The sequence below is a fragment of the Phytopseudomonas argentinensis genome (assembly GCF_900113905.1).
In the GTDB taxonomy this organism is placed as follows: Bacteria; Pseudomonadota; Gammaproteobacteria; order Pseudomonadales; family Pseudomonadaceae; genus Aquipseudomonas; species Aquipseudomonas argentinensis.
Genome location: NZ_FORC01000001.1, coordinates 1,352,492 through 1,365,600 on the forward strand (window position 1 = coordinate 1,352,492; position 13,109 = coordinate 1,365,600).

General features: G+C 64.7%; 12 protein-coding genes. 6 read left to right on the top strand and 6 right to left on the bottom strand.

What is annotated here, in order from left to right:
* Positions 1-272: 272 nt before the first annotated feature.
* Positions 273-1,124 carry a MurR/RpiR family transcriptional regulator gene (locus BM154_RS06145; RefSeq protein ID WP_244157060.1) on the bottom strand — a complete coding sequence of 284 codons (852 nt, stop codon included), beginning with the start codon at positions 1,122-1,124 and terminating at the stop codon, positions 273-275.
* A gap of 213 nt (positions 1,125-1,337) precedes the next feature.
* Between BM154_RS06145 and BM154_RS06150 the strand changes: the two genes are divergently transcribed.
* The 5 genes from BM154_RS06150 to BM154_RS06170 all read left to right on the top strand — a co-directional run bounded on the left by BM154_RS06150 (position 1,338) and on the right by BM154_RS06170 (position 6,430).
* A complete protein-coding gene (locus BM154_RS06150; RefSeq protein WP_074881464.1) occupies positions 1,338-2,375 on the top strand; it encodes a polyamine ABC transporter substrate-binding protein in 1,038 nt (345 codons plus the stop codon).
* A gap of 126 nt (positions 2,376-2,501) precedes the next feature.
* Complete coding sequence (locus tag BM154_RS06155) at positions 2,502-3,608, top strand: ABC transporter ATP-binding protein (protein WP_074881465.1); 1,107 nt, start codon at positions 2,502-2,504, stop codon at positions 3,606-3,608.
* The gene (locus tag BM154_RS06160) at positions 3,608-4,495 is read left to right on the top strand and encodes an ABC transporter permease (RefSeq protein ID WP_074881466.1); all 888 of its coding nucleotides are present in this window, start codon (positions 3,608-3,610) and stop codon (positions 4,493-4,495) included. The genes BM154_RS06155 and BM154_RS06160 overlap by 1 nt, the downstream gene beginning before the upstream one ends.
* Entirely contained in the window at positions 4,492-5,352 is an 861-nt protein-coding gene (locus BM154_RS06165; protein ID WP_074881467.1) for an ABC transporter permease, read from the top strand. Before BM154_RS06160 ends, BM154_RS06165 begins: the two co-directional genes overlap by 4 nt.
* Positions 5,345-6,430 carry a DmpA family aminopeptidase gene (locus tag BM154_RS06170; protein WP_074881468.1) on the top strand — a complete coding sequence of 362 codons (1,086 nt, stop codon included), beginning with the start codon at positions 5,345-5,347 and terminating at the stop codon, positions 6,428-6,430. Before BM154_RS06165 ends, BM154_RS06170 begins: the two co-directional genes overlap by 8 nt.
* 63 nt (positions 6,431-6,493) lie before the next feature.
* On the opposite strand, the gene BM154_RS06175 is transcribed toward BM154_RS06170, so the two are convergent.
* Complete coding sequence (locus tag BM154_RS06175) at positions 6,494-7,399, bottom strand: LysR family transcriptional regulator (protein WP_074881469.1); 906 nt, start codon at positions 7,397-7,399, stop codon at positions 6,494-6,496.
* Between the two features lie 337 nt (positions 7,400-7,736).
* Between BM154_RS06175 and BM154_RS06180 the strand changes: the two genes are divergently transcribed.
* The gene (locus BM154_RS06180) at positions 7,737-8,741 is read left to right on the top strand and encodes an ABC transporter substrate-binding protein (RefSeq protein ID WP_425272829.1); all 1,005 of its coding nucleotides are present in this window, start codon (positions 7,737-7,739) and stop codon (positions 8,739-8,741) included.
* A 56-nt stretch (positions 8,742-8,797) separates the two neighbouring features.
* Here the strand turns inward: BM154_RS06180 and BM154_RS06185 are convergent, their stop codons facing one another.
* The 4 genes from BM154_RS06185 to BM154_RS06200 form a co-directional block, all read right to left on the bottom strand.
* On the bottom strand, positions 8,798-9,646 hold the full coding sequence (locus tag BM154_RS06185; RefSeq protein WP_074881471.1) for an ureidoglycolate lyase: 849 nt from the start codon (positions 9,644-9,646) through the stop codon (positions 8,798-8,800).
* Positions 9,647-9,675: 29 nt separating this feature from the next.
* Complete coding sequence (locus BM154_RS06190) at positions 9,676-10,419, bottom strand: SDR family oxidoreductase (RefSeq protein ID WP_208609415.1); 744 nt, start codon at positions 10,417-10,419, stop codon at positions 9,676-9,678.
* Positions 10,416-11,810 carry an MFS transporter gene (locus BM154_RS06195; RefSeq protein ID WP_074881472.1) on the bottom strand — a complete coding sequence of 465 codons (1,395 nt, stop codon included), beginning with the start codon at positions 11,808-11,810 and terminating at the stop codon, positions 10,416-10,418. The genes BM154_RS06190 and BM154_RS06195 overlap by 4 nt, the downstream gene beginning before the upstream one ends.
* 280 nt (positions 11,811-12,090) lie before the next feature.
* The gene (locus BM154_RS06200; RefSeq protein ID WP_074881473.1) at positions 12,091-13,032 is read right to left on the bottom strand and encodes a LysR family transcriptional regulator; all 942 of its coding nucleotides are present in this window, start codon (positions 13,030-13,032) and stop codon (positions 12,091-12,093) included.
* Positions 13,033-13,109 lie beyond the last annotated feature (77 nt).

Below are 13,109 nucleotides of genomic sequence, written 5' to 3' on the forward strand. Positions count from 1 at the left end.
GAGCAACGCGATACCCAGGATTTTCCCGGGTGTCGCTGCGCTCGCCCCCGGCTACGTTCCCTGTGGGAGCGCGCCATGCGCGCGAAAGATCGCGGGCATGGCCTAGGCGTCCCCGCCCGCTTCTACAGGTGTAGGCGCTGATATCAGAGCTATCTCAACCGGCCCCGGGATCCAGCCGTAGCCCGAGGCGAGCAATGCGATACCCAGGGCATTTTCCCGGGTGTCGCTACGCTCGACCCGGGCTACCTCCAATGGCTGAACAGCCGTGCGCCTCAGCTGCGGTACAGCTTGAGACTCTCGACCCGCGCCCGGTAGGCACCCAGGCGTTCCTTGAGCTGATCCTTGTGCGCGCTGGCGACGCAGTGCAGCAGCACGTTCAGGGCGCTGGTCAGGCCGCCGGTGGATTCGAGGATCAGCCCGGTCTTGGTCTTCATGGTGACGATATGCGGCGTGTCGATATGTCTGGCGATGCCGTATTCGTCGGTGAATACCACCAGGTCGGTGTTCTGCTTCAGGCAGTTGTTGGCGAAGGCGATGCCGGCATCGGCGTAGGGCGCGATGTCGATGAGGATCACGCAGCAGCGCTGGTTGTGGCTGTCCAGCCACTGGCCGAGCACGCCGCTGTAGAGATCGAGAAATTCTACCCCGGAGCGCACCAGGGCCAGGCGGTTGGCGAAGTCTTCGGCCAGCCCGCGAATGGTCTGGAAGCCGCAGACGAATACCCGTTCGGCATCCCCCACGCGCGCCACGATGTCGCGCCAGTGCTGGCTGCCGAGCAGCTCGGCGAAGGCGCGCAGCGCTTCGATTTCCTCGTTGAGGTGGGCCACCAGGTCTTCCGGCTGCTCGACCCGCTCGATCAGCGCCGGGTTGAGCAGTGATTGCACGCGCACTTCGTCGCGCAGTTCGTCCTTCAGGCTTTTCAGGCCCTTGTAGCCGAGCCGACGCAGGAAGCGGCTGACCGTATTGGGGCTGACCCCGCTCTTCGCCGCCAGGCTGGCGCCGTTCTCAAAGGCGAGGGTTTCCAGGTTGGCCTGGATGTAGACCCACAGGGTGCGCTCGGCAGGCGTCAGCTTGCCTTCCAGGTGTTGCATCTTGCCATCGAGCATGTTCGATTCCCCTGCCATGCCAAATCGTTCTGACATTTAAATGTCAGAGTATTGATCTTTGGAATAAATATATTCTACTCTGCAGCCGTAACGCAAAGAGCTGTCGATTGGCCGCTGTTTGGGTGAGAGAGCCAGCAGAAGTCTTTCCACCTCGTCGTCGACGCTCGCGCTTCCTGCCGCAACAAGCAAATGTCGCGCCCTGGCGCGGTCACAACAGTGGAGAACAGGAACATGCCCGTACTGCGTCATATCGCCCTGTGCGTCGCGCTCGGCAGCGGCCTCGTCACCGGCGCCGCCCAGGCCGCCGAAGAACTGCGCCTGTACAACTGGGGCGACTACATCAACCCCGAGGTGCTGACCCGCTTCACCGCCGAGACCGGCATCAAGGTGTCGCTCGACACCTACGGCAGCAACGAAGAGATGCTGGCCAAGCTGCAAGCCGGGGCCAAGGGCTACGACATCGTCTTCCCCTCGGTGCACATGCACGACACCATGGCCGCCCTCGGCCTGCTGGAGAAGACCGACATCAACCAGGATGTCGCCTTCGCCAATATCGATCCCGCCTTCCTGCGTTCCAAGTCCGACCCCACGGGCGAATACTGCATGCCCTACGCCTGGGGCACGGTGGGCATCTTCTACAACAAGAACAAGGTCTCCAAGCCGATCGAGAGCTGGGATGACTTCTTCGCCGAGGCCAAGGCCGGCAAGAAAGTGATCATGCTCGACGATATGCGCGAGACCCTCGGCGTCGGTTTGATCAAGGACGGCAAGTCGGTCAACAGCACCGATCCGGCCGAGCTCAAGCAGGCTGCCGACTGGCTGATCGAGCGCAAGCCGCTGATCGCCGCCTTCACCTACGACAGCGTGCCGATGGTGCAATCCGGCGACGCCGCCGCCGCGCACTATTTTGTCGGCGCCATGATGTACGTGAAGCAGGATCCGCAGAACCTCGCCTATGTCATCCCCAAGGAAGGCGCGACCATGTACCAGGAGGACATGTGCGTGCTCAAGAGCGCGCCGAACAAGGCCAACGCCAAGCGCTTCATGAGCTTCTTCCTGCAGCCGGAGATCGCCGCGCTGAACACCGCTCAGCAGATGAACGGCACGCCGAACAAGGAAGCGCTGAAACTGCTGCCGGCCGAGCTGCGTGACAACCCGCAGGTCAACCCGCCGGCCGATGTCATGGACAAGCTGCAGATCTTCCAGGATCTGGGCAAGGGCCTGAAGCAGTACGACCGGGTGTGGACGCGAGTGCGTACCGCCAACTGAAGGTGGGTTGCGCAGGGCTGTTCGGGCCCTGCGTAGCCGATGTTGCCAACGGTGCGCGCAGCGCACCCTACGGTGCCTGTAAGAGCGGCTTCAGCCGCGATTACTCCGATATCAGTGGAGCCCTCCATGACCGCTTTCACCCAAACCGCACCGGTGGTCGAGATCCGGGGCGCGGTGAAGCACTACCGTGCGCCGGAAGGGCACCTGGTGCGTGCCCTCGACGGCCTCGACCTGGCTGTCGGCAGCAATGAATTCGTCACCCTGCTGGGGCCGTCCGGCTGCGGCAAGACCACGTTGCTGCGCACCATCAGCGGCTTCGAGCAACTCGATGGCGGCGAGCTGCTGATCCAGGGCCAGCCGATGAACCACGTGCCGCCGCACCGCCGGCCGGTGCACACGGTGTTCCAGAGCTACGCGCTGTTCCCGCACATGAGCATCGGTGACAACGTCGGCTATGCGCTGGACGTGCGCGGTGTCGGCAAGGCCGATAAACGCCAGCGCGTCGGCGAGGCACTGGAAATGGTCGGCCTGGCCGGCATGGAGCGGCGCAAGCCCGGCCAGCTCTCCGGTGGCCAGCAGCAACGTGTGGCGCTGGCCCGCGCCATCGTCGACCGCCCGGCACTGCTGCTGCTCGACGAGCCGCTGTCGGCCCTCGACCGTCAGTTGCGCCAGGCCATGCAGCGCGAATTGAAGAACCTGCAGCACGAGCTGGGTATCGCCTTCGTCTTCGTCACCCACGACCAGGAAGAAGCGCTGACTATGAGCGACCGTATCGTCGTGCTCAATGGCGGCCATATCCAGCAGATCGGCGCCCCGGCGGAGATCTACCATCGCCCGGCCAACGCCTTCGTCGCCGGCTTCATCGGCGAGAGCAACCTGTTCGACGTGCACGTCGGCTCGGTCGACGACGGCATCGCCTACCTGCTCGACAGCCAGGGTGATCTGCTACAGGCGCGTCACCCCGACCTGCAGCTCGGCCAGTACGCCCAGCTTATGCTGCGCCCCGAGCAGTTCCACCTGCACTGCCCCGGCGAGGGCTTCGCTGCACTGGAAGGGCGCCTGGAGCAACTGCTATTCATCGGCAAGGATTTCGAGCTGCTGCTGCGCACCAGCCACGGGCGCCTGGTCAAGGCAGCGCTACGTGACGCCGCGCCGCAACACCTGCGCCTCGGCGACAACGTGCAGCTCTGGTACGGCCAGGAAGCCGCGCACCTGATCCCCGGAGGTGCCTGATGCCATTGCGCGAGCGCCTGCGCCTGGTCGGTTTGCTGACCCCGGTGACGCTGATCATCGGCGTGTTCTTTCTCGCCCCGCTGAGCATCATGGCGCTGTATAGCCTGCTTGAGCCGGGGCTCTACGGCGGCGTCGAGTGGAACTTCTACCCGGATAACTTCGGCCGCGTGCTGGGCTGGGCCGATGGGGTCAACGAGGAGTTCGATCCGGTCTACCTGGAAATCATCCTGCGCTCGTTCAAGCTGGCCGCGCTAACCGTACTGGCGACCCTGGCGCTGTGCTACCCGGCGGCCTTTTGGGTGGCGCGGCAGCCGGAGCGGATGCGCAACTTCTGCCTGTTCCTGATCACCCTGCCGTTCTTCACCAGCCTGATCGTGCGCCTCTACGCCTGGCTGCTGATCCTGCGTCCCAGCGGCGTGATCAATACCGCGCTGGCGGCGCTGGGCTTCTACAACCCGGTGGAGCTGATCTACACCGAGACTGCGGTGCTGATCGGCATGACCTACATCTTCATCCCGTTCATGTTCATGCCCGTCTACGCCAGCGTCGAGAAGCTCGACAAGCGCCTGCTGGAAGCCTCGGCCGACCTCGGCGCGAGCCGTTGGCAGAGCTTCTGGAAGGTGATCTTCCCGCTGACCCTGCCGGGTATCGCCGCCGGCTCGATCATCGTCTTCATCCCCAGCCTGGGTAACTTCATCGTGCCGTCGCTGCTCGGCGGCGCGCGCGTGCTGATGATCGGCAGCCTGGTCGAGCAGCAGTTCCTCGCCGCGCGCAACTGGCCGTTCGGCGCTGCCCTGGCGATGCTGCTGATGGCCGCGGTGCTGGTGTGCCTGGTGCTCTACGTGCTGGCGCAAGGGCGCAACAGCGCACAGGAGGCCAGCCGATGAACACCTTGCTCGCCAACCTCGGGCGCCGCCTGCTGGGCGGCTACAGCCTGGCCTTCTTCGTCTTCCTGTACCTGCCGATCGGCCTGATCGTCGCCTACTCGTTCAACAGCAACCCGATCAACATGATGATCTGGGATGGTTTCAGCCTGGACTGGTACCGCTCGCTGTTCGGCCTGTCCACCCGCCTCAGCGAGAACGCGCTGTACGTCGAATCCACCGACCAGTTGCTGGCCGCGCTGCGCACCAGCCTGGTGGTGGCGCTGACCACCACGGCGATCTCCACGGTGATCGGCACGCTCACCGCGCTGGCGATTGCGCGCTATCGCTTCCGCCTGCAGACGTTCTACCGGGTGCTGCTGTTCATGCCGATGCTGATGCCCGACATCGTGCTCGGCATCGCCCTGCTGATCTTCTTCGTCGGCGTCGGCATGCCGCTGGGCAAGGGCTCGATCATCATCGGCCACTGCACCTTCCTGATCAGCTACGTGTTCCTGATCGTCAGCGCGCGCCTGGCCGGCATGGACACGCGCCTAGAAGAGGCCTCGGCCGACCTTGGCGCCTCGCCCTGGACGACCTTTCGCCGGGTGACCCTGCCGCAGATTCTGCCGGGCGTGGTCGGTGGCGCGCTGCTGGCGTTCATCATCTCGATGGACGATCTGGTGATCACCTACTTCATCGCCGGTGTGGACTCCACCACGCTGCCGGTCTTCATCTACGGCATGATCCGCCGCGGCATCAAGCCGGAGATCAACGCCATCGCCACCCTGCTGCTGATCGCTTCGCTGCTGATCGCCGCCCTCGGCCTGTACCTGCGCAATCGCAAGCCCGCCACTTCTCAGGATGACTCCCATGGCTAAACCTCGCGCCCGCGAACTCGGCCTGCCGCTGCCCGGCACGCCCGGCCCGTACAACGCCATCACCGACGTACCCGGCGTGCTGGTCGGCTACCGCACCCTCGATGGCGTGGCCGCTAGCGGCCGGCGCATCCAGACCGGCGTCACCGCCATCCTGCCGCGTGGCCGTGATAGCGAACCGCAGCCAGTGTGGGCGGGCTTCCATGCGCTCAACGGCAATGGCGAGATGACCGGCACGCATTGGATCGAGCACGGCGGCTACTTCGTCGGCCCGCTGTGCATCACCAACTCGCACAGCGTCGGTATCGTCCACCACGCCGCCACGCGCTGGACCATCCGCCAGTACGCCGATTCCTGGCAGCGCGAGCACCTGTGGGCCATGCCGGTGGTGGCCGAGACTTACGATGGGGTGATCAACGACATCAACGGCCAGCACGTCAGCGAAGCCGATGCCCTGGCTGCGCTGGATGCGGCCAAGGGCGGCGCCATCGCCGAAGGCAACGTCGGCGGCGGCAACGGCATGATCTGCTACGGCTACAAGGGCGGCACCGGCAGTGCTTCGCGCCTTGTCGAGATCGACGGCCAGACCTACACCCTCGGCGCCCTGGTGCAGGCCAACCATGGCCAGCGCGCCTGGCTCAAGGTCTGCGGCGTGCCGGTCGGCGAGCGCCTGGAAGATGAACTGCCGGCCGGGCTGGAGCGCGAGCGCGGCTCGATCATCGTCATCCTCGCCACCGATGCGCCGCTGCTGCCGCATCAGCTCAAGCGCCTGGCGCAGCGCGCCGGCCTCGGCATCGCCCTGGCCGGCACGCCCGGTGGCAACAACTCCGGCGACATCTTCCTGGCCTTCAGCGTGGCCAACCCGCGGCCCTTGCCGCAGGTGTCGCCAACGCGGCTGAACCTCGACTACCTCAACGACGAGTGTTTCGACGCCCTGTACCTGGCTACCGTACAGGCCACCGACGAGGCAGTGCTCAACGCCATGCTCGCCGCCGAAGACTCACCGATGCAGAAGCCCGAAGGCCTCTGCCGCGCCATCGATGGCAGGCGTTTGCAGGAGTTGGTACTCGCCAGCCATTGAATTTGGCCATCTGCCGTTAGCGGACTGCCTGGCTCTGCCAGGCGTACAACGCCGCAACCGCGCTTACAGATGCGCCAGGTGCGCCTTGCAGAAATCCACGAACAGCTGCGCCGGTTTGGTCAGTTGGCCACGCTTGAGCCGTGCCGCCACCAGCCCTGAGGTGGCCACCGGCTCGGTGATATCCACGGTTACCACGCGCTTGCCGTCGTAGGTGCATTCCGAATGCGGTTTGGTGACCAGCAGCGAGAAGCCGAAGCCCTGGCCGACCATGCCGCGCACCATCTCGATGGACGGAGAGCTGAAGACGATATTGGGGGTCAGCCCCAGTTCGTGGAACAGGCTGACGAAGTAGGTACGGCTCGGTGGCACGTCGAGCAGGATCATCGGTTCCAGGCACAGGTCGCGCAGCGACACCTGGGCCTGGCCGGCGAAGCGATGCTTCTCGGGCAACAGCACGTAAGGCTTCTGCGGCGGCATCAAGGGTTCGGTGGCGATGGTGCCGTCGAGGTCGTGCTCGTAGAGAAACGCCAGGTCGAATGCGCCAGCGGTCAGGCCCTGTACCAGCTCCTGCTGCTCACCATCGCGGATGCGGATGTCCACGCCCGGATAGCGCTCGCGAAAGCCGGCGATCAGCTGCGGCAGGTACAGCGGCGCCACGGTTTCGAAGCAGCCGATATCGATCTGCCCGGCGACGATGTCGTTGTCGGCCAGGGCGTTCTGCTCGAACTCGCGGGCCATGCGCAGCAGTTGCTGGGCCTTCTCGTAGAAGCGCGCGCCGCTGGGCGTCAGCGACACGCCCTGGGCGTGGTGGCGGATGAACAGCTGCACGCCGAAGCTCTCTTCCAACCCCTTGATCGCCGTGGAGATGGACGGCTGGGCGATGTACAGCTGGCGCGAGGCCTCGGCCACACTGCCCGCTTCCACCGTGGTGACGAAGTACTTGAGTTGCCGCAGGGTATAGGAAGCCACGTGTCGATCTCGCTGCAATTACTGCCTGCACCTTACTCCAACACGGCGCCTTGGCGACGCTCTGCCTTGCAAAGGTTTTTCGTAAGTCCCGAGCATATTTTTACTAATTTTCGTTCTTGCCCGACTGACGCACCATGGCCCTCACCTGAACGCCAGTTCCCGCCCGGCACGCACACCTGGCGGCACAACAACAAAGATTTCGCTGACGCGTGACACAACGCGCCGCTTCGCCGCTTCGGCCCTACTGCCCCTGTTCTCACTACAACGAAAAAACAGCGAGGGAGTTTCCATGTTCAAGCACTTGCGTCCATCCATCCGCGCCGCCATCGGCCTGTCCATGCTGGCCGGCGCCAGCAGCGCGGCGCTGGCCGACGACAGCCTCACGGTGATTTCCTTCGGCGGCGCCACCAAGGTCGCGCAGACCGCCGCCTACTTCAAACCCTTCGAGCAGAGCGGTGCCGCCCGGGTGGTGGCTGGCGAATACAACGGCGAGCTGTCCAAGGTCAAAGCCATGGTCGATGTCGGCCAGGTGGCCTGGGATGTGGTCGAGGTGGAAAGCCCGGAGCTGCAGCGTGGCTGCGAAGAGGGGCTGTTCGAGCGCATCGACCCGGCCATTCTCGGTGATGCCAACCAGTACATCCCAGGCACCTTGAGCGAATGCGGCGTGGCCACCTACGTGTGGTCGATGGTGATGGCCTACAACGGCGACAAGCTGAAGACCGCCCCCACCTCCTGGGCGGATTTCTGGGACCTGGAGAAATTCCCCGGCAAGCGTGGCCTGCGCAAGAGCGCCAAGTACAGCCTCGAAGCCGCCCTGCTGGCTGACGGCGTGAGCCGCGAGGAACTGTACAAGGTGCTCGGCACGCCGGAAGGCGTCGACCGCGCCTTCAAGAAGCTGGACGCCATCAAAGGGTCGATCCAATGGTGGGAAGCCGGTGCCCAGCCGCCGCAGTGGCTGCTGGCCGGCGACGTGACCCTCTCCGCCGCCTACAACGGGCGTATCGGCGTGGCCCAGAAGGAAGGCGCCAACCTGAAGATCTCCTGGAACGGCAGCCTCTACGACCCCGAGCACTGGGCCATCGTCAAGGGCAGCCCGAACAAGGCCCTGGCCGAACGCTTCATCAAGTTCGCCAGCCAGGCGGATACGCAGAAGGTGTTCTCCAGCCAGATCCCCTACGGCCCGGTACACAAGCAGACGCTGCCGCAACTGCCGGCCGACGTGCAGGCACAACTGCCGACCGCCGAGGCCAACATGGCCGGCGCGCAGCTGGTGAATGCCGAGTTCTGGATCGACCACGGCGAGGAACTGGAAGAGCGCTTCAATGGCTGGGCCGCACGCTGATCGGCTAGCGGCATGAGCGAAAACGCGGGCCATGGCCCGCGTTTTTCATTCTCGCTTCAGTCAGCCTGCACAGTGACCTGCTGCTGTTCACCCAGCCCGGCGATGCCCAGTTTGATGGTCTGTCCGGCGCGCAGGAATACCGGGTTGGGCTTGATGCCCAGGCCCACGCCCGGCGGGGTGCCGGTGGAGATCACGTCGCCCGGCTGCAGGCTCATGCAGCGGCTCAGGTAGGCGATCAATTGCGGCACGTTGAAGATCAGCGTGCGCGTGTTGCCCTGCTGGTAGCGGTGGCCGTCGACCTCCAGCCACATGTCCAGCGCGTGCGGGTCGGCGATTTCGTCGCGGGTCACCAGCCACGGGCCCAGCGGGCCGAAGGTGTCGAAGCCCTTGCCCTTGTCCCAGCTGCCGCCGCGTTCGAGCTGCCATTCGCGCTCGGAGACGTCGTTGATCACGCAGTAGCCGGCGACGTGCTCCATGGCGTTGGCTTCGTCGATGTAGCGCCCGCCCTTGCCGATCACCACGCCCAGCTCCACTTCCCAATCGGTCTTGGTCGAGCCGCGGGGAATCTCGACGGCGTCGTTGGGGCCGCAGATGGCGCTGGTCCACTTGTTAAAGATGATCGGCTCCTTGGGCACCTCCATCCCCGACTCGGCGGCGTGATCGGCATAGTTGAGGCCGATGCACACGAACTTGCCGACCTGGCCGACGCAGGCGCCGATGCGCGGGTTGCCGGTCACCAGCGGCAGGCTGGCCGGGTCGAGCTGCGCCAATGCGGCGAGGCCCGCCGGTGTCAGAACGTCGCCGGCGATATCGGCCACATGCCCGGAGAGGTCACGAATCCTGTTGTCGGCGTCCAGCAGGCCTGGCTTCTCTGCGCCCTTGGCGCCGTAACGTAGCAGTTTCATGTGGGGGTCCTTGTTCAGGTTCAAGACGATCAGATGCTCATGCCGCCATCGATCACGTGCAGCGCACCGGTGGTGTAGGAAGACGCGTCGGAGCCAAGGTACAGCACCAGCCGGGCGATTTCCTCGGCGCTGCCGAGGCGCCCCATGGGCTGGCGGGCGACGAACTGGCCGTATACCTGCTCCTCGGCCACGCCCTGCAGCGCCGCCTGTTCGGCGATGCGCGCACGCAGCGAGGGCGAGTCGACGGTGCCCGGGCAGATCGCGTTGCAGCGAATGCCCTGGCCGATGTAGTCGGCGGCCACCGACTTGGTCAGGCCGACCACCGCTGCCTTGCTGGCGGTATAGGCGCAGCGGTTGGGCACGCCCTTGATGCTCGACGCCACCGAGGCCATGTTGATGATCGAGCCACCACCGCGGGCCAGCATGCCCGGCAGCGTGGCGCGGATCATCCGGTACATGGCGGTGACGTTGAGCTGCAGCGAGCGCTCCCAGGCGGCCTCGTCGCAGTCCAGAATGCTGCCGGCGTGCACGTAGCCCGCGCAGTTGAACAGCACGTCCACCGCACCGACCTGCTCACTGAGGGCGGCGATGGCCTGGGGCGAGGTAACGTCCAAGTGCAAGGCCGTAAGGCCCGGCACATCCTGCAGTGCTCTGATGTCGATGTCGGTGGCGATCACCTCGGCGCCCGTGGCCCCGAAGGCTCGGGCGCTGGCCAGGCCGATGCCCTGGCCGGCGGCGGTGATCAGCACGCGTTTGCCGTGCATCTCGCTCATGCTTTCTCCAGGGTCAGGCTGCCCGTAGGCGTGGCGACCGGCGTGCGGCTGGGCGTGCCGAGCATGCTGCGCGGGATGGCCATGATCAGCGCGCCGCTGACGAACAGGCAGCCAGCCAGTACGTAGGTGCCGTTGTTGATGTCGCCGGTCATGGTTTCAGCCATGGCGGTGATCATCGAGCCGGTGAAGCCGGACAGGTTGCCGAACGAGTTGATGATGCCGATGCCGGCCGCCGCGGCGATGCCGGACAGCACGGTGCCGGGCAGCGTCCAGTAGATCGGCATCAGGCTGAGGATGCCGGAGGCGGCGACGCTCAGGAACAGTACCGAGAGCACGATGTTATGGGCGAAGTAGGCGCTGAGCATCAGCCCGACACCGCCGATGAAGGCCGGGATCGCGGCGTGCAGGCGGCGCTCGCCGGTGCGGTTGGAGTGGCGGGCATTGAGCAGCATCGCCACCGCGGCCACGCCGTAGGGGATGGCGGTCAGCAGGCCGATGTGCAAGCTGCTGGTGATACCGGCGCTCTTGATGATCGACGGCATCCAGAACGCCAGCCCGTAGAAGCCGGTGTTGAAGGTCAGCAGGATCAGCACCAGCAACCACACCCGTGGGTTGAGGAAGGCTTCGCTCAGGCGCGACGCCTTGCCGCTGTTGTCCTGCTGCAGGTTGGCCTTGAGCATGGCCTTCTCTGCCGCGGACAGCCACTTGGCCTTGTCGATGTTGTCGCACAGGCAGACGATCACCACGACCGCCATGACGATCGACGGCAGGCCCTCGATCAGCAGCATCCACTGCCAGCCGGACAGCCCGTGCACGCCCTGCATGGCGGTCATCAGCCAGCCGGAAAGCATGCCGCCGATGACCAGGCTGATCGGCAGCGCCAGCAGGAAGCCGGACATCACGCGGCTCTGCCGGTGGGTCGGGAACCAGTAGTTGAGGTACAGGATCACGCCCGGGAAGAAGCCTGCTTCGCAGATGCCGAGCAGGAAACGCAGGCTGTAGAACATGGTGCTCGACTGGATGCCGAAGAACTGCGCCAGCGGCACGGTGAAGGCCACGGCCATCGACACCAGCGCCCAGGTCAGCATGATGCGGGCGATCCAGAAGCGCGCGCCGAGGCGGTGCAGCAACAGGTTGCTCGGCACTTCGAACAGGAAATAGCCCCAGAAGAACATGCTCGCGCCGAGGGCGTAGACGGTGTTGCTGAACTGCAGGTCTTCGAGCATATCCAGCTTGGCGAAGCCGATATTGACCCGGTCGAGGTAGGCTGCCATGTAGCACAGCAGCAGGATGGGCAGGATGCGCAAGATGACCTTGCGGTAGGTGCGATCCTCGAAGGAACTGTCGTGGTCGCGTGCTGGCGCGGCCGATTGCTCGGTACGTGATTGCATGGTGATGACCCTTGGGCATGCGTGCATGCTGATTGTTTTTATTGAAATGGGCTTCGCCGGGCGGTGCCTGGCGACACTGCGGTTACAGCAGATAAGGCTCCCTGGCTGGTAAGTGGGCCGCCCCGGCAGGCAGCGGCACGCCCCATGGCGCAGCGTTGTGCAGGGAATCAACGGCCATGGTGCTTACTCGACCGTGGTGACGATGGCCGGTAATCTATGCCGCGGATCGATTCAATCCCAATGGCATTTGCTGATTAATCGATAACGTTGCGTTATCGAATCAGTCCCGCTCGCGCTGTGCATTAGCGAGCAGGATGTCGGCGAACTCGCGAGCCGGGCCGAGCAGCTGATCGCCCTTGCGAGTGAGAATCCCGTAGTCCTGGGGCATCAGGTAGAACGGCGTGTCGAGCTTTTTCAGCAGGCCACTTTCCAGGTGCTCGACCACCATGGCCTCGGGCAACATGCCGATCATCGGCCCGCCCTGCAGAACCTTGAGAAAGGTCTGCATGGAGATGGTGTCGATGGTGTTGCGCGGCACGGCCACCTGCGCCCTGGCGAACACTTCTTCCATGCGCCCACGGATCGGCGTGCCCTTGGGGTAGAGAATCCACGGCCAGGTCACCAGTTGCTCCAGGGTCATGGGACCTGCTTCGCACAGCGGATGGCGGCTATTGACCACGATGCAGAATGGCTCCGGCGCCAGCGGCTGGAAGTCATAGCGCTGCTGCTGGCTCTGTTCGGTGAAGCGGCCGATGGCCAGGTCCAGGTTGCGCTCTTCGAGCATTTCCATCAGGTGGTCGCTGGTTTGCTCGACCACCTCGATGGCCAGCAGCGGCCAGCGCTGCTTGATCTGCACGATGGCCTCGGGCAGGGCCACCGCGGTGGCGGCGAAGATGCCGCCGACTTTCAGATGACCATGGCCGCCGGCACTGAGGTTGTTGATCTGCTCGACGAAGGTGCGTGCGTCGTTCAAGGCCAGGTGAGCGTAGCGCAGCACCTGGGCACCCAGCGGCGTGGGCTGCATGCTGCGCGGCAAACGCTCGAACACGGCGAAGCCGAGCAGGCTCTCGATCTCCTTGAGCATCTTGCTCAGCGCCGGCTGGCTGAGGTTCATCTGCTGCGCCGCCAGGTGCATGTTGCGGGTGCGGCCCAGGGTATCGAGGAGCGTCAGGTGGCGGAATTTCAGCCAGTTGCAGAAGCTCGAGAACGACAGATCCGACATGGGCAGCTCCAGCGATTCAATAACGTCAGGTTATTGATAATTGAAAATATGCCATTGGAGTTTATCCACATCGCCGC